Annotated in this window: 20 protein-coding genes; 12 read left to right on the top strand and 8 right to left on the bottom strand. The window is 42.0% G+C overall.

Annotated features, from left to right (window positions below):
• Positions 1–18: 18 nt before the first annotated feature.
• The 8 genes from CGC64_RS15620 to CGC64_RS15585 all read left to right on the top strand — a co-directional run bounded on the left by CGC64_RS15620 (position 19) and on the right by CGC64_RS15585 (position 12532).
• Positions 19–1659, top strand: coding sequence for a sialidase family protein (locus CGC64_RS15620; protein WP_005677985.1), 1641 nt, complete (start codon positions 19–21; stop codon positions 1657–1659).
• A gap of 3 nt (positions 1660–1662) precedes the next feature.
• Positions 1663–2898, top strand: a complete 1236-nt coding sequence (locus tag CGC64_RS15615) for an MFS transporter (RefSeq protein WP_005677986.1) — start codon at positions 1663–1665, stop codon at positions 2896–2898.
• An 18-nt stretch (positions 2899–2916) separates the two neighbouring features.
• Positions 2917–4341 (top strand): sialate O-acetylesterase, encoded by a 1425-nt coding sequence (locus CGC64_RS15610; protein ID WP_005677987.1) that lies wholly within the window; start codon positions 2917–2919, stop codon positions 4339–4341.
• Positions 4342–4450: 109 nt separating this feature from the next.
• Entirely contained in the window at positions 4451–7675 is a 3225-nt protein-coding gene (locus CGC64_RS15605; RefSeq protein WP_227102851.1) for a SusC/RagA family TonB-linked outer membrane protein, read from the top strand.
• 14 nt (positions 7676–7689) lie between these two features.
• Complete coding sequence (locus CGC64_RS15600; RefSeq protein WP_005677989.1) at positions 7690–9150, top strand: RagB/SusD family nutrient uptake outer membrane protein; 1461 nt, start codon at positions 7690–7692, stop codon at positions 9148–9150.
• Positions 9151–9162: 12 nt separating this feature from the next.
• A complete protein-coding gene (locus tag CGC64_RS15595) occupies positions 9163–10272 on the top strand; it encodes a sialidase family protein (RefSeq protein WP_005681443.1) in 1110 nt (369 codons plus the stop codon).
• A 30-nt stretch (positions 10273–10302) separates the two neighbouring features.
• Positions 10303–11847 (top strand): LamG domain-containing protein, encoded by a 1545-nt coding sequence (locus tag CGC64_RS15590; protein ID WP_005677991.1) that lies wholly within the window; start codon positions 10303–10305, stop codon positions 11845–11847.
• A gap of 142 nt (positions 11848–11989) precedes the next feature.
• Positions 11990–12532 carry a DUF2500 family protein gene (locus CGC64_RS15585; protein ID WP_005677992.1) on the top strand — a complete coding sequence of 181 codons (543 nt, stop codon included), beginning with the start codon at positions 11990–11992 and terminating at the stop codon, positions 12530–12532.
• 150 nt (positions 12533–12682) lie between these two features.
• On the opposite strand, the gene CGC64_RS15580 is transcribed toward CGC64_RS15585, so the two are convergent.
• From CGC64_RS15580 to CGC64_RS15570, 3 genes are all read right to left on the bottom strand, one after another.
• Positions 12683–14002 carry an aspartyl protease family protein gene (locus tag CGC64_RS15580; protein WP_005677993.1) on the bottom strand — a complete coding sequence of 440 codons (1320 nt, stop codon included), beginning with the start codon at positions 14000–14002 and terminating at the stop codon, positions 12683–12685.
• Between the two features lie 242 nt (positions 14003–14244).
• Positions 14245–14742, bottom strand: a complete 498-nt coding sequence (gene trxA, locus CGC64_RS15575) for a thioredoxin (RefSeq protein WP_005677994.1) — start codon at positions 14740–14742, stop codon at positions 14245–14247.
• 335 nt (positions 14743–15077) lie between these two features.
• Positions 15078–15827 (bottom strand): GNAT family N-acetyltransferase, encoded by a 750-nt coding sequence (locus tag CGC64_RS15570; RefSeq protein ID WP_005681440.1) that lies wholly within the window; start codon positions 15825–15827, stop codon positions 15078–15080.
• Positions 15828–16566: 739 nt separating this feature from the next.
• On the opposite strand from CGC64_RS15570, the gene CGC64_RS15565 reads away from it, so the two are divergent.
• Positions 16567–16908: a hypothetical protein gene (locus CGC64_RS15565; RefSeq protein WP_005677996.1), complete on the top strand. Its 342-nt coding sequence runs from the start codon at positions 16567–16569 to the stop codon at positions 16906–16908.
• Here CGC64_RS15565 and CGC64_RS15560 read toward each other — a convergent pair.
• The 3 genes from CGC64_RS15560 to CGC64_RS15550 all read right to left on the bottom strand — a co-directional run bounded on the left by CGC64_RS15560 (position 16901) and on the right by CGC64_RS15550 (position 20559).
• Entirely contained in the window at positions 16901–18400 is a 1500-nt protein-coding gene (locus CGC64_RS15560) for an L-lactate permease (RefSeq protein WP_005677998.1), read from the bottom strand. The genes CGC64_RS15565 and CGC64_RS15560 overlap by 8 nt on opposite strands.
• Before the next feature lie 94 nt (positions 18401–18494).
• On the bottom strand, positions 18495–19946 hold the full coding sequence (locus CGC64_RS15555) for a DUF3868 domain-containing protein (protein WP_005677999.1): 1452 nt from the start codon (positions 19944–19946) through the stop codon (positions 18495–18497).
• A gap of 25 nt (positions 19947–19971) precedes the next feature.
• Entirely contained in the window at positions 19972–20559 is a 588-nt protein-coding gene (locus CGC64_RS15550) for a DUF3575 domain-containing protein (RefSeq protein ID WP_005678000.1), read from the bottom strand.
• A gap of 248 nt (positions 20560–20807) precedes the next feature.
• Here CGC64_RS15550 and CGC64_RS15545 point away from each other — a divergent pair, with 248 nt between their 5' ends.
• From CGC64_RS15545 to CGC64_RS15535, 3 genes are read left to right on the top strand one after another with little or no spacing between them, the layout of a single operon-like run.
• A complete protein-coding gene (locus CGC64_RS15545; RefSeq protein ID WP_005678001.1) occupies positions 20808–22352 on the top strand; it encodes an acyl-CoA carboxylase subunit beta in 1545 nt (514 codons plus the stop codon).
• A 48-nt stretch (positions 22353–22400) separates the two neighbouring features.
• Positions 22401–23912, top strand: a complete 1512-nt coding sequence (accC, locus tag CGC64_RS15540; RefSeq protein ID WP_005678003.1) for an acetyl-CoA carboxylase biotin carboxylase subunit — start codon at positions 22401–22403, stop codon at positions 23910–23912.
• 23 nt (positions 23913–23935) lie between these two features.
• A complete protein-coding gene (locus CGC64_RS15535; protein WP_005678004.1) occupies positions 23936–24460 on the top strand; it encodes a biotin/lipoyl-containing protein in 525 nt (174 codons plus the stop codon).
• Positions 24461–24516: 56 nt separating this feature from the next.
• Here CGC64_RS15535 and bioD read toward each other — a convergent pair whose 3' ends face one another.
• Together bioD and bioC are read right to left on the bottom strand one after the other, a co-directional pair.
• Positions 24517–25167 carry a dethiobiotin synthase gene (gene bioD / locus CGC64_RS15530; protein ID WP_005681432.1) on the bottom strand — a complete coding sequence of 217 codons (651 nt, stop codon included), beginning with the start codon at positions 25165–25167 and terminating at the stop codon, positions 24517–24519.
• A complete protein-coding gene (gene bioC / locus CGC64_RS15525; protein ID WP_005681431.1) occupies positions 25164–25931 on the bottom strand; it encodes a malonyl-ACP O-methyltransferase BioC in 768 nt (255 codons plus the stop codon). The genes bioD and bioC overlap by 4 nt, the downstream gene beginning before the upstream one ends.
• Between the last annotated feature and the right edge of the window lie 4 nt (positions 25932–25935).

The raw sequence follows: 25935 nt of genomic DNA, 5'->3' as shown, positions 1-25935 counted from the left end.
ACCTAAAATAAAGATACTATGAAAGTAAGTAAGAAAATATTTATCATATTTTCGATGATTTTGTTATTGATACCGGATATATCTTTAGGTAAAGATATAAGGTTGGAACTGGAAAGACCTGTTATCCCTGTTTTAGTCAAGAAGCAGATTAATCCGACTATTAAGGCAACTTTGATTCAAACAGACAACAGTCCTTATACCATTCGGCAAATTGATGTTGATTTGCAGGGAAGTACGGATTTGTCTGATATTGTTTCTGTTGCAGTGTACGGAACTCATAAAAACGGGCTGATAGATGAATCCCGTCTGATATGTAGACCGGTACCTGCTGAACGGAAAATTTCTTTTACAGATAATATACAAGTGAAAGATGATTCCTTGTCTTTCTGGGTAGCAGTGACATTGAAAGATACGGTTTCACTGACACATCGTATTAGTGTGAATTGTAGCCGGATAAAAACGAGCCGGGGAGAGCTGAAAGTTTCGAATAAGGATGTTGTCCCCTTGAGAGTGGGAATGGCGTTAAGACAGAAGGGACAGGATGGTATCGTTTCATCACGTATTCCTGGACTGGCTACCAGTAACAACGGAACGTTGTTGGCTATATTTGATGCCCGCTATGATTTGACTCGTGATTTGCAGGGGAACATAGATATCGCTCTTCATCGTAGCTTTGATAAAGGACTGACGTGGCAACCCATTCAAACGGTATTGGATATGGGAGAATGGGGAGGTTTGCCGCAAAAGTTTAATGGAGTGAGTGATGCTTGTATCCTTGTGGATAAAAATACAAATGACATTTATATAGCCGGATTGTGGATGCATGGTGCATTGGATGACAATGGCAAGTGGATAGAGGGCTTGAATGAAAATAGTACTTACTGGATACACCAGTGGAGGAAGAAAGGATCGCAACCAGGAATCGGTTTGAAAGAAACCTGTCAATTTCTGATAACTAAAAGTACGGACGACGGACTGACATGGAGTTTTCCTGATAATATAACAGGTAAGACTAAACGCCCTGAATGGTGGTTGTTTGCTCCGGCTCCCGGACAAGGGATTACATTGGCAGACGGTACTTTGGTTTTTCCTACGCAGGGACGTGATGAGAAAGGAACCGCATTTTCCAATATTACATATAGTAAAGACCATGGAAAAACTTGGATGACCAGTAATCCGGCATATTTGAATGTGACGGAATGTAATGCAGCACAATTAAGTGACGGTACGGTGATGCTGAATATGCGTGATAATAGAAACCGGGGTAATAAAGAAGTAAATGGCCGGAGAATTTGTACGACAACAGACTTGGGTGAGACATGGACAGAGCACTCTACATCACGGAAAGCATTGGTGGAACCGACGTGTATGGCAAGTTTGCATCGTCATGATTATACTGTCGGTGGAGAAAAGAGAAGCATATTATTATTTGCCAATCCCAGCGATTATGAGACACGGGATAAGTTGACTTTGAAAGTTAGTTTTGACGATGGAATGACATGGCCTGAGAAATACTGGATTTTGTTTGACCAGTATCGTAGTGCCGGTTATTCCAGTATCACGTCAATAGATGAAAATTCAATAGGGATATTATATGAAAGCAGTCAGGCAAATATGGCTTTTATTAAAATTGATTTGACTGAAATTCTAAACAGGTAAGCCATGAACAGTAAAACTTCAAATATATATCCATGGGTGATAGTCGGATTACTATGGGGAGTTGCTTTACTCAACTATATGGATAGACAAATGCTTTCTACTATGCGGATTCCGATGATGGCAGATGTCCGTGAACTGGAGTCGGCTGCAAATTTTGGCAGATTGATGGCGGTCTTTTTGTGGGTATATGGGTTGATGAGTCCCATTTCCGGGATTATCGGTGATCGTATGAGTCGTAAATGGTTGATTGTAGGCAGCCTGTGTGTATGGTCTGGAGTGACATATTTGATGGGGTATGCCACCACTTTTGACCAGCTTTATTGGCTTCGTGGAATTATGGGAATAAGTGAGGCATTGTATTTGCCCGCCGCTCTGTCTTTGATAGCTGATTTTCATCAAGATAAGACACGTTCGTTGGCAGTGGGAATACATATGACAGGGCTCTATGTAGGTCAGGCGATAGGTGGTTTCGGAGCTACTTTTGCAGCCATGTATTCTTGGCATAGTACCTTCCACTGGTTCGGTATTATTGGGGTAGGATATGGGGTCATTCTGGCCTTTTTCTTACGGGATAAGGAAAGAGGAACGATCTCTGTTATGCAGGAAAAGGTGACGAAGATACCGGTTCTGAAGAGCTTGGCTATGTTGTTTTCTAATGTCTTTTTCTGGATTATCCTGTTTTACTTTTGTGTGCCGGGCACTCCGGGATGGGCGGCAAAAAACTGGTTGCCGACTCTTTTTTCAGAGAGCTTGTCTATTGATATTTCCGTGGCAGGACCGATGTCTACTATTTCCATCGCTTTGTCGTCACTGTTCGGAGTGTTAGTCGGTGGATATATATCAGACCGTTGGGTGCTCAGAAATGTACGAGGAAGGGTATATACGGGAGCTTTGGGGTTGGGTTTTATCATTCCCTCTTTATTGTTTATCGGATTCGGACATTCCATTTTCGCATTAGTGTTGGGAACAATTTTGTTCGGAGTGGGATTCGGAATGTTCGACGCAAATAATATGCCGATTCTTTGCCAGTTTGTTTCAGCCCGTTATAGGGCAACGGCATACGGTATAATGAATATGTGCGGAGTATTTGCGGGGGCGGCAATAACCAGTATTCTGGGAGAATCTACGGATGCCGGACATTTGGGACGTGATTTTGCGCTTCTGGCAGTATTTGTATTAATTATGCTGGTCATTCTGGTCACATGTTTGCGACCTAAGACCATTGATATGAAGGATTAATATTTAAAACTATAGATCATGAAAAAAATACTATGCATAATTGTCGGTATGCTTTGTCTTTTACCTTTGGGAGCAAAGGTAAAGCTACCGGCAATTATTGGAAATGATATGGTATTGCAACAGAATACCAATGTCAATCTGTGGGGATGGGCTACACGTTCTCGAAAAATTACAGTTAGAACATCTTGGGATAATAAAAACTATACAACCACTTCCGCATCGGATGGTACGTGGAAAATACAGGTACAGACACCTTCTGCCGGTGGTCCTTATACCATTACTATATCCGACGGAGAACCGGTAACACTTACTAATGTTCTGATAGGGGAAGTATGGTTATGTTCGGGACAGTCGAATATGGAAATGCCTGTAAAAGGGTTTAGGGGACAACCGGTGGAGGGCTCATGTGATGCTATTGCAACAGCTCTCCCATCCGATAATATTCGTATGATTACGCTTAAAATAAATAGCAGTCAGACTGTTTTAGATGATTGCGTGGCAACTCCTTGGGTGGAGTCTACACCGGCTAATGTCGCGGATTTCAGTGCCACTGCCTATTTTTTTGCAAGTTATCTGCGTAAAGTTTTGAATGTGCCGGTAGGTGTCATTTGTTCCAGTTGGGGTGGGTCCAAGATTGAGTCATGGATTAATAAAGAGGTATATACGGAAAAATTCCCGGAAATATCTTTGTCGGTACTGACCAAAGATCCTAAAGACATTGCCAGACCAAAAGATGAACCCACGTTACTATATAATGCGATGATTCATCCGATAAAGCAATTCACCATTAAAGGTACCATTTGGTATCAGGGAGAGAGTAACTTAAATAATCCGCAGGTATATAAGCGATTGTTTCCGGCGATGGTAAGGTCTTGGCGGAAGGAATGGAACCAAGGTGAATTTCCTTTTTATTATGTGCAGATAGCACCCTATGATTACGGACGGAAAAATGCAGATAAGACGGAAGCGGCTGAAATTCGCCAAGTGCAACTGGAATGTTTGAAGGAGATCCCTAATGCGGGTATGGTTGTCACGGCGGATATTGGAAATCGCACCTGCGTACACCCCTCTGATAAGGAGAGTGTAGGGAAGCGACTTGCTCTGTGGGCATTAGCCAAAACTTATCAGCGTAGCGGAACACCTTATAGTGGCCCTCTCTACAAGTCTTTTACAATAGATAAGGAAAAGATAATTGTGGAGTTCGATTACGCAGAAATGGGGATGACATCTTATGACAGGGAAATTGTCGGATTTGAGATTGCAGGAAAAGATGGTATTTATTATCCGGCGAAGGCTGTTCTTTTTGATAATAAAACCAAAGTGATGCTGACTAGCGATCAAGTTCCCGAACCGGTAGGGGTTAAGTACGGGTTCAGAAATTATCAGCCGTTGAATTTATTTTCAAATTTCGGATTACCGGCTTCTCCTTTTGTTGCAAAATAATTTTATAATATATGAAACAAGAAAATAGAAAAACCTGAAATTAGAGTTATTAACTTGTAATCTACAATTTATGTTAAATGCATTTTTTTTAAAGAGTAAGCTACTCCGCATGTCGGGTATCTTATTGGTTATCCTCTCTTTTTGTATACCTGCATTCTCGGCTTCGCTCGAGGCTTTGGGTATAGAACAAAAGAAGGTAACAGTAAACGGAGTTGTTTTGGACGATACACGAGAACCGTTAATAGGGGTTTCGGTTTTAGTGAAAGGTTCTCAACAAGGAACAGTAACAGATTTGGATGGAAAATATTCCATCACTGCTCCGGCAGACGGTATTTTGGTATTCTCATTTGTAGGAATGGAAAAACAGGAAATACCGGTAAAGGGGCGGAACAATATCCTGGTGACGATGAGAAGCAGTTCGGTAGCTTTATCAGATGTTGTTGTTATCGGGTATGGTAAACAGTCCAAGGCAGCATTGACCAGTGCCATTACTAAAGTGGATTCAAAAGATATGGCAATTTCGCCGACAGGAAATCCGATGTCAATGTTACAGGGAAAAGTGCCGGGTATGGAAATCCGTGTAAATTCCGGCCAACCGGGGGCTGACCCTCAGATTATAGTACGTGGCGGAACGACTACTGCGCCCGAAAGTGATTCTCCTATGGTAATCATTGACGGCGTGATTCGTACTATGAAGGATATTAATTATGCGGATATAGAAACCATACAAGTATTGAAAGATGCAGCTTCAACAGCCATTTATGGTTCAAAGGCTTCTCGTGGTATTGTTATGATTACAACCAAACAAGGAAAAGCCGGTAAAGGGAGTATCTCTTTCAGTTATGGATTGTCTGTAGACCACCAGCCGAAAAGAATGCCGTTGTCCGGTGCCCGTGAATATCTGACCGCAACTCGTACGGCTGCACTGCACGCAACCGATCCGGATAAATATCTGTCAGGTACGTTTGCAATGAGTACCGCTAATAAACGAAATGCTTTGAATACGACCGCTTTTCTGGATGATTACATTGCCAATTATGGTCAAGGATATGTAGAAGACCTGTTGTATAATCAGGGGTGGGAGATGATGGAAGACCCGGCAAATCCCGGTAAGATGTTGATTTTTAAGGAAACGGACTTTCAGGATAATCTCTTTCAAACGCCAGTCAACCATGATTTTAATATAAACTTCAGTGGCGGCAACGAGAAAGCGACTTACTATATGAGTTTGGGATATCTCACTCAAGATGGTATTGTTGTAGGTACTCATTATAATCGTTGGAGTTTTCTTACAAATGCTTCTTACAAGATTCGTAAGAACCTTACTGTAAAAGGTATGGTAAACTACTCTATGAGAACGACTGCGGGCATTAATGAAAATAATGTAATGTCAAGGGCTGCCAAAATGCCGCCTACAGTGCGCCAGTATTATGAAGACGGAACTCCGGCACCGGGTGAATTGACAAGTTCGTTCCGTACTCGTCTGCACGAAGTTTATTATCAGGAGAAAGAAAACAGAGTGAGCCGAATCAATCTTTCTGCCGAACTGGATTGGGAGATTATTCCCGGGCTACATCTCAAACCTATGTTCTCGTATACCAATAATGAGGGTAAAGACCATAACTTCGAGAGGTATAATGAAGTGGTGAAGAATAGACCGGTGTCCGAAGCGCATAATATGGATCTGCATTATCAATATGATCTTATTTTGAATTATGCGAAGACAATAAAGGATAAGCATAACTTGGATTTGATGGTCGGTGGTAACTATATTTATGATAACTGGTATCGTTTCAGTGGTTCCGGTTATGGCGGAACATCAGATTATATCGAAACGCTGAACGGTATTGCGACGGAATCTGCCAAGACTACTTCCACTTTTGAAGAGAAGAAGATGAATAGTTACTTCGGGCGTGTCAATTACAATTATGATATGAAATACTTGTTTTCTGCAAGTATTCGTTATGATGGTTCTTCTCACTTTGCCGCCAATCATAAGTTTGCTGCTTTTCCGGGTGTATCTGCCGGATGGAATATGCATCGTGAGGCTTTCTTTGAACCCTTATCGAAAGTAGTCAGCAATTTGAAACTTAGAGCCAGCTGGGGAAAAACGGGATATGACAACCTTGCTCTGGAAAATACGGAAGGCTCTTATGAAGCCGGTAAAAACTATGCAGGGGAAGCCGGTATTTTGAATACAGTGCTTATGAACCGCAATTTGTTATGGGAAGAAACAACCTCTACCGATTTGGGACTTGAAGCCGGTTTCCTGAATAACCGTATTAATCTGTCTTTCGACGCTTATTATAAAAAGACAACGAACCGTTTACTGAACGAGAATTTGTGGTCGGAAACGGGATTTGCTTCAATCAAGTCCAATTTCGGCTCCTTGAACACGAAAGGGGTGGAAATAGCTATTAATGCGATTCCCATACAAACCCATGATTTCCGTTGGAATATAGATGCCAATTTTTCGATTTGGAGAACAACTATCGGCAAGTTACCCAATAATGGCGCAGATAAGAATCGTACCGGCGGCGGAATCATTTTTGACCCGAAACTGGGAAAATATGTTGAAGTAGGTGGATTTGCGGAAGGAGAGCGTTTCGGTTCCCGTTTTGCTTATCAGTTGGACGGGGTTTATGCAACAGATGAAGATGCAGCCAACGCTCCTTATGATGAAGGAGTATCTTCCGGTTGGTTGGGTAAAGGGAAATGTGCAGGTGATGCCATTTGGCGTGATGTGGATGGAAACGGTATCATCAATTCCAAAGACATGGTGTTTGTAGGATATATTCACCCTGATAAGATGGGGTCTTTCAACAATACTTTCACTTACAAGAATTTTACTTTACGGATTGCCACGGACTTCTCATTGGGAAATGTGATTGATAACCATTTCAGGGCACAGGCGAACGCAAATTCACGGAATAACTTTGCAACGATTCATGATGTGGCCAGTAGCAAGATGTGGCACAAACCGGGTGATATAGCTTCTATTCCCCGTTATGATGTAGAGTCTGACTGGGATAACGGAAAGCGTAATCATGGTCGTCCGAGCAGTTCTACCATTGGTTTTAGTGGTGGCAGTGCCAACACCTTGTATATAAAGAAAGGTGATTATCTGGCATTTCGTGAAGTCTCCCTATCATATCCCTTGCGTACCAAGTGGCTGCGTGCCGCTAAGATTGAAACGCTGGACTTGACGGCAGCTGTCTATAATTTAGGGTATTGGACTGCTTATGACGGACTTACTCCTGAAGTAATTGGTGCTGATGCCGGTAAATATTCCCGTCCGCGTCAGTTTATATTCTCTGTAAAATTTACAATGTAACATTAAAGTAAACGATGATGAGAGCTAAATTAATAATGTTTAGTATAATGACTGCCTGTACCTTAGGTAGTTGTGAATCTATATTGGAGATAGATCCTATTTCTGAAATAACTATGGCAAATTACTGGAAATCGGAATCTGACGTAAAAGGCTACCTGAATGGTCTTTATTCGGATTATAGAGGAATGACCAGTACTACCCTGTATGGAGAAGATCGTGGAGATGCTATGGTATCGGGAGTGATTGGCGGTGTTTCACGTTCGCATCAGCATGAACTGAATGAAGAATATGGATTGGACTGGCGTACTTTCTATGAGAACATTCATCATTGCAATATGATAATCAAATATGCTCCGGGAATTGACTTTACACTGGAAAATGAAAAGAAACGTATCTTGGCACAGGCATATACTTTTAGGGCAAAAGCCTATCTTACTTTAACTCAGATGTGGGGAGACGTACCTGTTGTTTTAAATCCGACAGAATCTTATGATAAGGAGTCACGCCCGACGCGTAGTACGGCTTCAGAAGTGATGAAACAGATTCTTTCAGATGTTCAGACTGCCATCGATCTTTTCCCGGAAACGAATATTTTGGATAAGAATCGGATTTCAAGACCTGCTGCGTTATGTCTGAAAGCGGAAGCGCTGGCATGGAAATATACGGTTCAACGGAGTAATGACAAGAATGACTTGACAGATGCGATTTCTGCATTGGAAGAAGTGGAAAAGTGCGGTGTGAGTATGATGGATAAATATGCGGATATTTTCGATGTGGCAAACAAGAAGAACAGCGAAATCATTTTCTCTATTTATCTGAAGAAAGATGAATATAACAATATGTATATGTCTACGTTGTCCATGTCTGCCGCAGCCGGACTGCTGACTAACGATATTGTGAACAAAGAAGACATTCCATACACTAACTCCACAATCGCACGTCACGTGTATGCTCCGTCTCCCCGTCTGATATCGCTTTTCAGTGACAAGGACAACCGGGCTTCGTCAGCTTATATCAATGCTATAAATTCAAAAGGGGCGGTAGTTTTCACTTCACAGAACAAATTTCGGGGGACAGCTTATACCGATGACCGTTATTATGATAATGATATCGTGGTTTATCGTTTGGGCGAAGTCAAATTGTTGAAAGCGGAATTGTTGTGTTATCTGGGTGGTGACAATGTACAAAAAGCCATTGATGCTATGTTCGCTACCCGTAATCGTGCCGGAATCGGAGCGTATACCGGGAGTACGGTCCAGAAAGTGGTCCAGAAAGAGATATTGGACGAACGCGGCAGGGAATTGTGTTTCGAGTTGAAGCGTTGGCCTGATCTGATGCGGGCACATCACGCGGGTACCATTGATATTTATAGTTATATTCCTAATTTGGTTGGTAAATCTACTCCATTGTATTTCCCGATTTTGAGGAAGATGATTGATTTGAATCCTAATTTGGAACAAACTGAGGGTTATTAAAAAATAGAAACAATGAAAAATTTAAACTTAATATTTGCATGGGTATGCCTGTTGTTTATATCGACGGCATGTAATGATGTGGAGCCGAGCATATCTTCTTTACCGGTTCCCACGAGCAAGCCTTATTCCATCAATAGGGAAGGATATGCCTATTTTAGAATCCCCACGATGGTAATTACTAACAGTGGTACAATATTGGCATTTGCCGAGGGACGTCGCAATGGTCCTGAAGATGAAGGGGACATCGACATCGTGTTAAAGCGTTCCACTGATAAAGGAAAAACTTGGGGGCCGTTAATAACAGTCAAGGATGATGGAGAAAATCGTTGTCGTAATCAAGTACCTGTTTATCTTCCGGATATCAATCGTATCATTTTACTATCTTGCTGGAATCCGGGTGCAACAGGAACTAATTCAATTTTTGTAACTTATTCGGATGACGAAGGATTGACATGGGCGAAAGAAAAGGACATAACTGCTTCCGTAACTCCTGACAAATATAGATGGTACGCTACAGGGCCTTGCCATGGAATAGTGAAACAGTTTGAGCCGCATAAAGGGAGAATTGTAGTGCCGTGTAATCATAATACCACTACATCCGGTGCGGGACGTTCTCATGTGATATATTCGGATGATAAGGGAGAAACTTGGCATTTGGGTGGTATTATGGACGTGGATTATACGAATGAAAGCACTGTGACTGAATTAAGTAACGGTGATTTAATGTTGAACATGCGCAAACAGTCTGACACGGAAAAATATAGGATGGTCTCCACCAGTACGGACGGCGGACTGACATGGACTTCGTGTAAGTATACTACATTGAAAGAACCTATATGCCAAGGTTCCATACTCTTTTACGGTTTGGGGGATGATGGTAAAGGCATTATTCTGTTCTCGAATCCTGACAGTCAGACCAATCGTAATAATAACACGTTAAAGATGAGCGAGGATGACGGAGTAACTTGGAAGAAGCAATATTCCTATACAGGAAGTGATTATGGAGGATACTCGGACATTGCCCGTTATCCTGACGGTACAATTGGAGTATTATATGAATATGGTTTCAAGAATATCGGAGGCATTGCTTTTCAGAATGTTGAGTTGTCACAGCTACAATAAAACATGCGTAGAATTAAAAAATAGATTGATATGAAAAAGATAATATATTTCTTGTTCGTGTGTGTCGGGGCCTTTTATGCCTGCAAAGACGAGGAACAAGTACTGTTGAATGCAGATTTTATTTCAGACAAGCAAACCATATCCGCAGGGGAGAAGGTATATTTTATGGATAAGTCTGCTGGAGAACCTGTACGTTGGGATTGGGCTTTTGAAGGTGGAGAACCTAGTGTGTCTAATCTGTTCAGCCCGGAAATCGTGTATAATTATCCGGGAACTTATACCGTAAAATTAAGAGTAGGGCGGGGGACGGAAAATGCGGAGACTGAGATGTTGAAATATATCACAGTTGTATATCCGGATGAAATCACCGTAGCCTTTAAAGCCAATAAAACTCAGGCATTGAGTGATGAATCTATTAGTTTCACAGATATGTCCGTAGGATTCCCGTCTACTTGGTTGTGGGAATTTATTCCTGCAGAAGGCCGTACCGTCACCTCAACGGAACAGAATCCGAGTTTAGTATTTGAGCCGGGAGTTTACTCTGTTAAATTAACAGTTACTAATCCTAAGACAACGGCTACGCTTACGCAAGAGAATTATTTGAATATTATTGATAAGAATTCAGTTGCTGCAGATATTACGGCAGACCGGCGTATGGTTATAGAAGGGGGAGTCATATCATTCAAGGATACTAGCTTGGGACGTCCTACCCGTTGGAACTGGACGTTTGAAGGAGGAACACCTTCTACTTCCAATGAGCAGAACCCGACTGTTACTTATTCAACTGCCGGTAAGTATAAAGTTACTTTAGTCGCTTCTAATGATATGAATACTTCCACAGCTGAACAGGAAGGATATATCACAGTATTGCCGGGTAAAGATATTGTTCTTTTCTATCCGTTCGAGGGTGACAGTAAAGATATGGGTCCCAATGCTATTCATCCGGAAATTCTTAAATTGGGAGATAATATGGATGTCAACTTTAATGCACCTGCCCGTAAGGAAGGATTTACTTGTGCTGAGTTCAGAAGTAAGGATAATCAGAATTATGCATTCTTGTCGTTGCCGGATAATGATGCATTAGATTTCCAGGCAACTCCGGTGACTACTTCTTTCTGGGTGAAAACTTCGAATAAAACAGCTGCTAATCTGGGGGTATTCCAGCATGGAGCCGGTCCTAATGCAAGTACAGACGGAAAGAATAAGCAGACTTGGTTTAGATTCCAAAAATCCAGTCCGTTTATAAGATATGTCATTGAGTACTCTGGGCTTTCCGGAAACTGGACTGATTATAAGACAAAAGCTATGACAGACGGAGAGTGGCATCATTATGTATGTGTTCATACCAATGGAAGCACCTATTTATATATTGACGGAGTAAAAGCAGCGGAAGCACTCAATAAAGGTTTGAAACCAATTGATCGGAAGCCTTATTTCATCGGTGCCATGTACAGAGGGGCAGAAGGCTCCCGTTCTTATGAGAACTTTATGGATGGTTATATAGATGATTATCTGGTGTATAATCGTGCATTCACGGCAGCAGAAGCGAAAGCGCTTTATGATAGCATGAAATAAGTGATATCATATTCACTGATATAAGTCTAAAGGCAACTTGCTCATCGGTATCGGGAGTTAGTTGCCTTTTCTTGTACTGTATTTGTCATTAACCTGAATTTTTTCTTTGTATATTTGCAAACAGATACATTTTAGTATTATTATGAAAAATATTTTTATTCAAATTCTTCGTGTCCTGATGCTTTTTCTGCTTCTTATTTCAGGAGTTATTGGCTATATAATTTACGAAGATACATTGTCGGAGTGGTGGATACCTGTCGGAGTGGCATTGATGATAGCTGTTGCTACATTTCCTTTCTACATGAGGTGGGCATGGCTGACAGCCGGAGATAATAAAATAGTTAATTTTTTGTGTCATTTGGTATGTGTGGGAGTTATGAGTTATGCACTGTTTCTTGTAGGTAACTATTGGTTGGCAGACCCTGCTTCCATGCAGGAAGAAGAAGTTGTAGTGCAGAGGAAGTATCAGGAGACGCATAAGAAAACCCGCCGGGTAGGTAAGAGGCGTTATGTACCGGACGGTGTACGTAAGGAGTACTATTTGGAAGTAGCTTTTACAAATGGTACTATGAAAACATTGCATGTACCACTCTCTACTTATAACAAGACACGACAGGGTGCAACAAAGACATTGACTTTGCAGAAAGGATTCTTCGGGCTTCCGGTGATAACAAAAGGACTTTAAAGAAATATCTGCGAAGGACTCATTGCAATGAGATATCCGACTTGTTGGCTAAAGCCACTTTTCTGCGGAGAAGTAAGTCGGATATAGTTAATGCATTTTCCATCGAATCGTTTGATAATTTCATAAAACCGTATAAGAAATGCAAGGATATTATTCAAGCTTTAGAAACATTTCTTTTAGATTGATTGTCACGCAGTCAAACTGATTCACCATATCCATACCGATAATCCCTGCATCATCTGATGTCTGGAAATCACCGTTTGTAGTATCCACTGCAAGATTTTTCAATTCGACCGGAACTTTACCGACCTTTATGCGGAAGGACGGTAAACGCAATATTTCTTTTGTTACCACTATGTTGAAGCCGCCACCCGTAATGTGTTCCCGTTTGCCGGAAGCGTCGAGTTCGGACTTATGGCCTTCATAATATCGGTAATACAAGCCGGCAGTAGAACATCCTGTGTCAAAGTGCAACTTGAGCTTTTCCCCATTGTTTGCCTCTGCTTTTATTTTCAGTGCGCGGTCGGTCAATATCATGTTACGTCCCGAAGCGGGGAGCGGTGTAGATGATACAGGAAAGACAATTTTTTTTTCTTTCGGATAGATACGCAGTTCATCGAACAAATTGATAAAATCCATGCCGAGAATTGCGTCAACCCTCATGACACTGTCCAGCGCGTTAGGCGGAGCAACAGTAATGAGTGGATAATGGAAAATCATGCTACCAATCTGCATATTCTCCACTGTTCCCATTTGTCCGTTCATAGCTCCGGGAAGCGTTGAATTGATTGTCAGCGAATCATTCAACATACGTACACCTACCTCTTTGGCAAAACGTTCGGACATGAAACTGGTTCCGGCACCGGTATCAAAAATGAAGCGGTATGTTTTTCCGTTGATTGTAACAGGTATTAAAATTGTTGTACCCCGCCAACCCTTCGGTTCAACACTTGTCGGTAGTTTTACTTTTTCTATTTCAATAGGGACGGATACATCGCAATCCGGTCGTGTGATACTTGGTGCCGGGATGCTACTCAATTTGCTATAGAAAGAAAAGACCTGCTCAAGTCCTTCATAAGCCTCTTTCTCTGCATTTTGTGCTTTAAGCTGGTCAATGATGCTTTGTGCATTCTGCGCTGCTGAAGCATAATTGCCCCTTAAACCGTCTATTTGACAGGCCAGTATAGTCATGCCAAGTACATTTGAACCTCCAATTTCATTCTGGTGATTGGTAAGTAGTTTCCGGATGCCGCTTATTGCTTTATCCGGACGGTTGAAGTTATAATCAATCATGATTTCCGACATCAGTTTAAGAAAATCAACCTGCATGGAATCTTTTAAGATCGGATAGTTTTCTTCCAGACCGAACCAGTCCGACTGATTGATAAGTGTTCCGATACGTTCGTCGGCACTTTGTGAAAAAACAGGGATAGAAAAAAGGACCGCTGCTAATAAAAATAATTTCTTCATTTGTTTTGGGTATTTTATAGTTCTGTATTTATGTGTATTTTTCTGACTATATTTTATTTGTTATATCCATAAGCTATTTTGTTTCTTTTGGTATGGTGGTAAATATAGTGAATTAATCAGAAACGTAGAATAAGGTTCGTTTTTATTTTGGGAAAGTTTGTTCAAGAACATAAAATTCGCCCTCTGCCAATCTTCAAAAGACTGACAGAGGGCGGCTACCATGACGAGAAAAAAGTCGAAGTTTATTGCTTGGCTTCGTTATTTTGTTTCAACAGAAATTCATCAATTGCTTTCTTCAGTTGGTCTTTGGGCAAAGCTCCCTGTGAGATTCTTGGCTGTTCGTTCATCGGAATCATCAGCAAGGTAGGGATGCTGCGAATGCCGAAAGCGGCGGCCAAATCCTGTTCTTGGTCCACATCAATTTGATAGATATCTATTTTACCGCTATATTCTTTGCTAAGTTCTTCAAGAATAGGGTGCAGCGCTTTACAGGGGCCGCACCAGGTTGCGTAGAAATCAACAATTGCCGGACGTTTGCCTTCAAATTTCCAATCGTTCGGATTGGCTTCATAATTATATACTTTCTTCAAAAAATCCGCTTTATTTAATGCTATTACTTCCATTTTATTTTCTTTTTTTGTTGGTTCATTACTCTTTTTATTTTCTCCGCTGTTTCCTGCGCAAGCAGTGGTAGCAAGTACGATAGCGAAGGCACTCATAATACTTTTGATTAGTTTCATAATTCTTTTCTTTTTATTTTTTCTCTGATGCAAAGATAGAGGGATTACAGTTCCCCTGAAATGGCGATTTGGCCGGAACACTTGGCGAAATTTCCTTTAGACAGTTAGTTAATGCTAAAATATGTCTTTTATTTTTTGGTAGGGAAGAGATAGACTTGGTTGTGGATTATGGTGCACGAGTGAAGATTGTCTATTTGGAATAGCCGTATCATATCTTTGTTGACGGAAGCGCATGAGGTGGTGTATCATGTGTTATAGTCAAGGAGTATTATACTCCGGCTTCTCAGGCTAATCACCAATCAATTTGCAGGATATTAGGAGAAAAACGGAGTTATTTATTTTTTGAGTATTCGTTTTAAATAGTCGGTATTCGTTAAGTTCACTGTCTCGAAAACACCTTTATAAAAGACGGCAAAGTTATTGAATACGCAAGGCAACTCCTTTGCTTTTTGTAGCGTATCCACTTGGACGAAAGATACAGGAACGTCATTTGTTTCACAAAACTGTTTTATTATGTCAATGTATTGATAAATATAAGGGCATTGCATATCATGATAAATTGTCAGTTCTTTGTTTTCAATCTCTAGTTTCTTGGCGTTTGGTGCAAACTTGGGTGTTGTTCCGTCAAAAGAGAGAGCTAACAATTCATATCCATTATCGGTAGTATCGACAACCTCAAAGCCGAACTTTTTGGCAAATGTCTGGTCGGAAAGCCAGCTCTTTTGTTTTTTTGCCCCGAGCATACAAACACCGGATTTGCCTTTCTCTTTCGCATCAGCTAGACAATACTCCATGAGCGATTTTCCATATCCTTTTCCTTTGGAGCTACCCAGCACCCATAGACAATACAGATAATAATAGTTGTTGCCGATGATAGGAACCCAAGCTGTTTCAAGAGGGGCATATTCGATAAAAACCGTGGCCTTTGCATTTAATTTTCTAAAGATATGACCTTCGCTCAGCCGCTCGGAAAGCCATTGGCGTTTGGCATCAATACCCGGATGAGACTTCTTACTGCGGATAATGCAACATAAATGTTCATCGGTAAGGTTTTCATTCGTCAGGTTTATAAAATCAGTATTCATGTGTAAGTTTGTTTTAGGTTTGGACATTATCAATCAGTAAGATGTATTGAGCCTATCTATTATCATTGTACAAATGTAGCGAATTTATGTAATATTGATTACCTATAAATGACTTTCATTTATGATTGAAGTAAAATAGAGCAAAGCCGTACAGATTTAAACAAAATAATCTACATAACGAAAAAATATGCATCATGCTATCATTCATTTTAATAACCTCTTAATTATTAGAAGAATAAGTATGATAGATAGCTTTTTAGAATGTATCTATCATACTTTTACAGCTAAAATAGAGTATCTATCATCAATAAGATAGTTGAATAAAGGATGGGCGGACGTAATATAGCTTGTTTTTGTTGCTATGAATCCGTATAAATCCGACTATCATGGGTTGATAATCCAACTTTAGCAGCTCTAAGTTTGTATCCCACGTATGCGGGCTGTGCATCCCACATGTATAAACCGTATATCCCACGTATGCAGGCTGTATACCCCACATGTGTGGGCTATAAAAATACGACTATTTCTAATAGATTGTCAAGCCGTTAGATATAGGTTATCTTACTATAGATCGTGCATTCTTATGCCTTTAAAGAAAGAATTTTATTTAATGCTATACTGGAATTAGGTATAAGCTGGGTATGATAGATATACGTTTTTTACAATAAAAGTATGATAGATAAATTGAAAAAGAACTGTCTATCATATTTATTCTTTTGATAATTAAGAGGTTATTAAAATGAATGATAGCGTGATAGATATTTTTTCATTATGTAGATTCTTCTTCAAATTTGGTGGTAATTTAACCAGTCGGTGGTATCTCCATTCCCCTCCTTCGGGGAAGGAGGGGTGGCTGAAAGCCGGGGTGGTAGGTGGATACACAATGTTGATAATAAATGACTTACGCATTCACCTACCACCTCCCCCTACGGGTACTCCTCCTTCCCGAAGGAGGAGAATGGAGAATACTATCAACTATCAAATTATTATTTTCTTAATTAATTTTACCACCAAATTTGAAGAAGAACCTCATGGAATTAAAATTATTCCGACAAAGAAATACTTTTCGGGAACTAACTGAAAATATAGACGATAATTCCGGTAATTAGCACATAAGTTAATGCGTACGGAATAGCTGCTTTCAGGATTTCCCCTTCTTTACCCTGCTGGTTTCCGGCGGAAGTGGCAATAGCGATACTTTGCGGGGAGATAATCTTACCGCCCGTAGCCCCTACCGTATTTGCAGCGGAAAGCCAATCGGGGCTGACATGAATTTGTCCCGCTACACTTGCTTGCAGTTTGCCGAAAAGGATATTGGATGAGGTGTCGCTTCCGGTAATAAATGTTCCCAGGCAACCGATGACCGGTGCGAACAGCGGATATAAACTTCCGGTAGCAGTGGCGAGTGCCGTGGCAATAACGGCAATCATTCCCGAAGCGTCCATAATGGTGGATAATCCGACCAGGCAGATAACCGTGACGAAAGTTTTTTTCAATTGTTTCACCGTATTCCAAAGTACGGTGAACAAGTCCTTTACTTTTGCTCCCTGTATCAATCCGCCGATAAAAGTACCCACGAAAAGCAATACTCCCGCATGAGTCAGCCATGAAATAGTGTAATTTACGGTAGAAGCATTGATAGGCAGACTGATTTTCGTTATCCAGTTATTTTCCAATGTCTGGCGCAATCCCGGGAATAGTGGGCTTGTAAGAATAATAAGGACGAGAATAAGCAGATAAATACTCCATGCATTCAGAATATCTTTCGTTTTCAACGAGCTTTTCCGTGCCTTTTCTTTTTTGGATGCAGTCAGTTTGCCATAAAGGACGATGACGATGATAGACAGGATGCTTCCGATGATAGCCGGAGATTCCGCTCCCATATATCTGGCTGCGAGGTATTGGCTGATTAAAGAAACACTGCCTACCAATAAAGCCAAGAACAGATTCTTGGGGAGTGATTTCAGTTTGGGGTCGGTAAGGAAAAGCAATACAAACGGAATAAGGAACATGAGGACTGATAATTGCAATACGACATTGGTACTAAGGTTCAGAACATCCAGATTCGTCTCCTTTGCCAGTACGAGCACCGGCGTTCCGATAGCTCCGAAAGCAGTAGCCACACTATTCGCTATCAAGCTGACCGTAGCCGAGAATATCGGCTTGAACCCCAGGCTGATAAGAATCGCTGCCGGAATAGCAACTGCCGTTCCGAATCCCGCCATCGCTTCCAGCAATCCGCCGAATCCCCAAGTCAATAACAATACCTGAATACTCTTATCGGTGGAAATGGAAGCGAACTGTTGCTTTATAATCTCCATTTTTTCTGTTTTCAGCAATACGTTGTAGCTGAAAATAGCCATTAGTATAATGATTAAAATAGGGGAGACAGCTTTTAACGCTCCGTATAGAAAGGAATAAAACAGATTGTCCACAGAAAAGGTGAAGCCGAAAAGTGCAATCAGCATGGTTACCACTAAGGAAATAATACTACTTTTGTCGCCCGGCATTTTGAAGAATACCATTAATATGATTAATAATAGTACCGGAATGATAGCAAGAATCAAGGTCATAATAGTCTGGTTTTAAAAAGTAAGACGTTCATTTGTTATGAGTATAACAAACAAACGTCTCACTTGGGTCGATGCGGCAAATAGATTTTTCTATTTATTTCATTTTCACATTTAATATTTGCTGTAACTGTTTCAGGTTCGTCTGAGCTGCTTCGTTACCTAATTTGGCAGCTTGTTCGAATGCGGCCATAGCACGTTGGATATCTCCGTTCAGGAAATTGTAAACTCCGGTATTGTTCATAAATTCGGCAGTTGTATGGTCTGCTTTTTCCATATATTTCACGGCTGTATTCAAGTCTTTCTGTGATAAGGCGACGGCAGCGGCATTCAGGTTGGCTACCTGGTCGGTAGGATACATACGTACTGCGATATCGAATACATTCACGAAATCTTTGCTACCTTTCGGATAACTGTTGGCTACCTGATACATTTCATTCAGGCTCAAATACTTCGGATTCTCACGAATGATGATGCGTCCCTGTTCTACGTCGAAATTGACGACGGTATAGTCGATCTTACAATTCACCTTACGCAATCCCGGATAGATTTCCTTGAGCATACTACGATAGGGAGCTCCACCGCCCACACGCATGATTTCCTGTTTCCGTTTGGCGTCATCAGTTGTATTCTTGATAATATTCAGGAAAGTTTCCTTGTCTTTCATGGACGAGGACTTTAAAGCTTTCACCAGTCCGTCCCAGTTTTCGCCGCCGAAAGTCACTTTATAAAGTTTGGAAGAAACTTTCTCATTCTTGACCAGATAATCTTTCAAGGCTTCCGCACGTTTCTTGGAAAGCTGTTCATTGAAGGCCAGCGGTCCTTCGGGAGAGGCGAAACCTTCGATTCCGATTCCTTTTATAGTCAAGTTCTTATCATTCTGAATCTTGTCGAACATGGAATGAATATTCACCAGTTCGGTATGATTATTCATAAAGTCGGTAAGGATAACTGATTTGTTGACCGGGAAATCCAGATGAGCTTCATATTGTTCGCTACGGTTTTTCACAACTTCTACCGTAGGCTGGATATAGGCGACGAAAGGAGACATGGCACTTAACCGTTTGGCTTCGGTAGATACGTCGTTGGTGATTAATTCTTGCGCGTTCATCTCCTGATAATTGCCACAGCCGCATAAATTCTCTACGAGCTGTAAGGAGGCGTTGCTCATCCAAGGCTTATATGGAATGATCTGCGTATAATTAAAAGTCTCCCGTTTGTTATAAGGGACGATAAGAGCAGTCGGTTCCTGTTTGGTAATGGCTAGTCCGCGGATATAGGCCTTTTCGCGTCTTTTACCGTTGACGATAATTTCTTGCAGGGGGACGTTGTGCTGTCCGTCTGTCAATAAAGGAATCAGGCTGAGGCTTCGGGTGGAGCCTATTGTCAGTTTGCTCATGTCAAAAGTCATTCCGACATAGAGCGAGTTGCCTTGTTGCCATAACGATACATTGGAGAGAGTGAGTTCATCATTCAGAAATTTCTGTGCATGTGCCGGCAATATTGCGGCGGCAAAGGCTATAAATAGATAGATAAGTTTTCTTTTCATCTTTGTAAGTTTTTGGAAGGTTCGATTATTTGATGATATAAATGAAGCTTAAACCGACTTTGGTTGGACCGAAGTAATTACGGTTGTTATGTCCCAGCTTCTCTCCTCCGTCGCCACGGGCGTATTTATCATATTTCAGGTGGGCATATCCGACGCCTATGGTGGCCTCCATGCTCCAACGTTTGCTTATTATCCATTGATAACCATAAGAGATACCCGCTCCGTATACATTCCCGTCGTAACGGTCGTGCCCCATTCCGAAGATATTCAGGTTGCTGACATTCATTTCTCCGTAATGTCCGTGCAGACCGAAGAAACTTCCGTTGAAACGTTCGCAAAGCCAGTAACGCAGTTCCGGCTGAACAAGCCAATGTTTAATCTGGCGGTCATCTCCGAATTTCCACGGGTTGTAATTACCCGATATGTCGAGGGTGAGTTTCTTTGCCAGTCCCACTTCGAAGCCGAGGTTGGGCGTGGAGGTTGCCCAATAGAGGGCATTGGTCTTGATAGCGAATTTAGGTAGATAGGCTTCGTTCCGTTGTACTTGCGCATAAATGCTTGTACCGGACATGAGCAGGAAACCGGCTGCTAGTAAAAATTTAATTGTTCTCATTTTGTTAGGGTCTAGATTTTATTAAAAATGATACGCGATAAACAGTAAAGAACGGGTGTTTGTTGTCTCCGTCTGCAAAAAAATGATGCCTTGAAGAATAAATAAAGATGTTTAAAGGCATAAATGCTAACATTTTCGGGATGTCGTGCGTTCATTATATAAAATACCTTTGTGTAATCAATATGACAATGATTCTATTTATTACTGCTTATTTTTACACACATACAATTTTAAATTAAATAGAGCCTATGAAAGAGCTTATCAAGAACCTGGAAGAACTGAACAGGAAAGCAGAAAAAGGCGGCGGCGACGCACGCATTGAAAAACAACATTCCGTGGGCAAACTCACCGCCCGCGAACGTATCGAATTACTTTTGGAAAAAGGTTCGTTTATTGAACTGGACAAGTTGGTTACTCATCGTTGTACCGATTTCGGTATGGAGAAACAGAAGTTTGCAGGAGACGGAGTTGTCACCGGTTATGGCATGATCGGCAAGCGCCTGGTTTATGTCTTTGCACAGGATTTTACCGTGTTCGGAGGAGCTCTTTCAGAAACACATGCCAAGAAAATCTGCAAGGTGATGGATATGGCGATGCAAATGGGGGCACCTATCATCGGACTGAATGATTCGGGAGGTGCGCGTATTCAGGAAGGTGTCCGTTCTCTGGCAGGATATGCCGAAATATTCCTGCGCAACTCTATGGCGTCGGGAGTGATTCCGCAGATAAGTGCGATTATGGGACCTTGTGCCGGGGGAGCTGTTTATTCACCTGCACTGACTGACTTTATTCTCATGGTAAAAAATTCCGGCTATATGTTTATTACCGGCCCTGATGTCGTGAAAAGTGTGACACAGGAGGAGGTGAGCAAGGAAGATCTGGGTGGAGTAGGCGTGCACATGACCAAATCCGGCGTGGCTCATCTTTCCGCAGAAAATGATATTGAATGTATCAACTATATCCGCGAACTGATTTCTTATCTGCCGGGAAATAATATGGAGGAACCTCCGTTTGTAGCAACGAGCGATTCGCCCACTCGCCTGACTCCGGAACTTTCTAACTTGGTTCCTACGAATCCGAACCAACCTTATGATATCAAGGAAATGATTGAGGCCGTGGCTGACGATAACAGTTTCTTCGAACTTCAGGCGGAATTTGCGGCGAATATTGTTACCGGTTATATCCGTCTGAACGGAAAGACGGTGGGAGTCGTTGCTAACCAGCCGTTGGTACTGGCAGGGACTTTGGATATTAATGCATCTGTCAAGGCTGCCCGTTTCGTCCGTTTCTGCGACGCTTTCAATATACCTTTGCTGACATTGGTGGATGTGCCGGGATTCCTTCCGGGAGTAGATCAGGAATACGGCGGTATTATTCGTAACGGGGCGAAGTTGCTGTATGCTTATTGTGAGGCTACCGTTCCGAAAGTTACGGTTATCACCCGTAAGGCATACGGAGGAGCTTATGACGTCATGAGTTCCAAACATATCCGTGGTGATGTGAACCTGGCTTATCCCACTGCCGAGATTGCAGTAATGGGACCGGACGGAGCGGTAAACATCCTTTTCAAGAAAGAAATAGAAAAGTCGCAGGCTCCCGCAGAGAAGCGGAAAGAACTTCAGGACGACTATCGGGAAAAGTTCGCGAATCCATACCGTGCGGCAGAACTGGGATATGTAGATGAAGTGATTGATCCGGCAATGACCCGTTTGCGCCTGATTCGCAGCTTCGAGATGCTTGCCAACAAGCGGCAGTCCAATCCACCCCGGAAGCATTCGAATATTCCGCTTTAAGAAGTGGAGAGTTGAGAATGGAGAGTATTCATTAAAAAGAAAAAGATTATGATAAAGAAAATATTAGTAGCTAATCGTGGTGAAATAGCCATGCGCATCTTTCGTACGTGCCGGGTGATGAATATTTCAACGGTAGCTGTATATACCCATGTAGATCGGGGAGCTTTGCACGTCCGTTATGCCGAAGAAGCCTATTGTATCTCCGAATCACCCGAAGATACTTCCTATCTGAAGCCGGAACTTATATTGTCCATTGCCAAAAAGACCGGAGCCGCCATTCATCCGGGATACGGATTCTTGTCGGAAAATGCGGATTTTGCTCGTCGTTGCGAAGAAGAAGGAGTGATTTTTATTGGTCCGGGTGCCGACATTATAGCTAAAATGGGAATCAAGACGGAAGCCCGTAAAATTATGCGTGAAGCAGGACTTCCTATTGTGCCCGGAACAGAAGCGCCTGTGCAGGGAATCGAGGAAGTGAAAAAGGTGGCTAAGGAAGTCGGTTATCCTATCATGCTGAAAGCACTTGCCGGAGGTGGAGGGAAGGGGATGCGTCTGGTACGCTCCGAAGAGGAAGTGGAGGCGGCTCTCCGTCTGTCTCAATCTGAAGCCGGGACTTCGTTTGGTAATGACGCTGTCTATATCGAAAAATATATAGAAAACCCGCATCATATTGAGGTACAGATTATGGGGGATAAATATGGTAATGTCGTTCATCTGGGAGAGCGTGAATGTTCTATCCAACGACGGAATCAGAAGGTGATTGAGGAATCTCCGTCTCCCTTTGTAAAGGAAGATACCCGGAAGAAAATGCTGAAGGTTGCTGTGGAAGCCTGTAAGAGAATCGGTTATTATAGTGCCGGAACCCTGGAATTTATGATGGATAAGGATCAGAATTTCTACTTCCTTGAAATGAATACCCGTTTGCAGGTGGAACATCCGGTGACGGAAGAATGCACCGGTGTCGATCTGGTACGTGATATGATAACCGTGGCTGCGGGCAATCCTCTGCCTTATAAACAGGATGATATAAAGTTTAGCGGAGCTGCTATTGAATGCCGTATTTATGCGGAGGATCCGGAAAATAACTTTATGCCTTCTCCCGGTGTGATTACGGTTCGTGAGGCTCCCGAAGGACGTAACCTGCGTCTGGATAGTGCGGCTTATGCCGGATTTGAAGTTTCGCTGCATTATGATCCGATGATTGCAAAACTCTGTTGCTGGGGACGTACCCGCGAATCGGCTATTTCGAATATGGCGCGTGCGTTGCGCGAATATAAGATTTTGGGTATCAAGACGACGATTCCTTTCCATCAGCGTGTATTGAAGAATGCGGCATTTCTGGAAGGAAAGTATGATACTACTTTTATTGATACACGCTTCGATAAGGAAGATTTGAAACGCCGGCAGAATACTGATCCGACGGTGGCCGTCATAGCTGCCGCAGTAAGGCATTACGAACGGGAGAAGGAGGCCGCCTCGCGTGCAACGACGCTTCCGGTAGTGGGAGAGTCGCTCTGGAAATATTACGGTAAGTTGCAAATGACAGCCAATAATTATTAAACTAAAAACTAAAGAAATAGCTTATGGGTACAACACTGGCTACATATTATGCCAAACTTCAGGATATGCCGGATAGTGAATATAAGGTGGAAATTCTGGAAGATGGGCCAATCAAGAAGATTGCAGTCAATGGCAAGGTATATGAGGTCGATTACAATATGGGGGGTGACTCTATCCATTCAATCATCATCGACCATCATTCACATGGAGTACAGATTTCTCCTTCTTCCAATAATTCATATACTATAATGAATAAGGGGGAGCTTTATCAGATTGAGTTGCAGGGAGAAATGGAAAAGATACACAATGCCCGTAGCGGGGCGGAAGCTGTGGGACGTCAGGTGGTTCAGGCTCCTATGCCGGGAGTGATCCTGAAAACATACGTAAAGAAGGGTGATAGCGTGAAACGCGGCGATCCGCTCTGTGTGTTGGTAGCCATGAAAATGGAAAATGAGATTCGTGCGGTGACCGACGGCGTTGTGAAAGAAGTGTTCATAGAAGATAATATGAAGGTTGGGCTGAATGACCGCATCATGGTAATCGAATAAGTGGTCTGTAGAAACAAAAGACTAGCCTGCTAAATAGTGAGGCTAGTCTTTTGAAGTCATAAGTCTTTTATTTCCGGAATCAATATAAACTTCGTGTTCGGAAAATACTTCTTCAACCAGTTTTGAATGAAGTTCATCGTATCATTCTGAATCGTTTTATCTTTTGGGGTGGGATACATATTGTAAAGTACCGTATCCAGTACAATATCACGCTTTTGTATGGCCTCAAGGCTTAAAAGGGTGTGATTGATGCTTCCCAATTTCCCGGAAGTAACAAAAATAAGAGGATAATTCTCTTGGGCAATGTAGTCTATTGTCAGAAGTTCTGTAGTTAATGGAACCATTAAACCGCCTGCGCCTTCGAGTAGGACATAATCATATCGTTCACTCAATTCTTCCGTAGCACGTTTGATTTTACCGAAGTCAATGGGACGGTTATCCAGTTGGGAAGCGAGGTGTGGAGAGGCAGGATAGGAGAATATTTCCGGCATAGTGAGTCCTTCCTTGTCTTCTTCTGTAAAGGGGATTCCCATAATATGACGATGCAAGTCAATATCCTCGGAATGACCGACGTTTCCTGTCTGGATGAATTTTTGAGTGATGGTACGTTGTCCGTTCTTGTTCCATTCACGAGCTAGAAATCCGGTGGCGTAGCTCTTACCGGCATCGGTGTCGATGCCGCTTACGAAATATACATTCTGTTTCATACTTTTTTCTTTTTTGCGATAATATAAATGGGGTGGTAAGTCAGGGATACTGAAGTGCCCTGAGTAAATTCTTGTGTGTAACGTTCACTGAATAACTGCAAGTCACGGCGTGTCCGCAGTTGTTGGGAAGATGTGCCGGTTACTCCTGTTACTCCTGTCTGCTTCAAATGATAAAGTACTTTTATGGGATTATCAAACGAAAGAGAAATAAGTTCTTCTTCCGAATGGAGTATGTCAAAGTGAGTTGACAGGGCTGTTACAAGTTCTTCCCGTGAACGATAAGGGAGTCCGCTTCCTGTTAGCTCTCGTATCTCTTTCATATTCTCTTTCCCGAAAGTGCTGAAAGCGAAATAGCCTTGTTTATTGAGCAAAGCATTGCATCTTTTGAAAAAGTTTTCGGGAGATTCGAACCATTGCAACGCGGAACAGGAAGTTATCAATGTGCTTCCAGTAGGGAAAGGAACGATTTCTGCATCTCCCGGAAGAAAGGATACTTGCTCTTTTCTTAGTATATCCTCACAGCAGTATTTCATCTCCGGGCAAAGGTCGTTCAGGAATAATTCTTCCGGTCGTAGAGCCTGGAGCAGCATACGGGAATAAATGCCCGTACCGCATCCGAACTCAATTACTTTAGAACAGGGGAAGGATATATGTTTTGTAAGCAGGTGAATCATTTTATCTGCAATCTGCCGCTGTACGTTTGCTTCCTGTGGATAGGTAGCAATGGCTTTAGAGAAACGTTTTGAAATTAGTTGTTTATCCATAAAT

This window comes from Bacteroides caccae (genome assembly GCF_002222615.2).
Taxonomy (GTDB): Bacteria; Bacteroidota; Bacteroidia; order Bacteroidales; family Bacteroidaceae; genus Bacteroides; species Bacteroides caccae.
The sequence above is the reverse complement of the archived record's forward strand: the minus strand, read 5'-3'. Positions and strand labels throughout refer to the sequence as shown.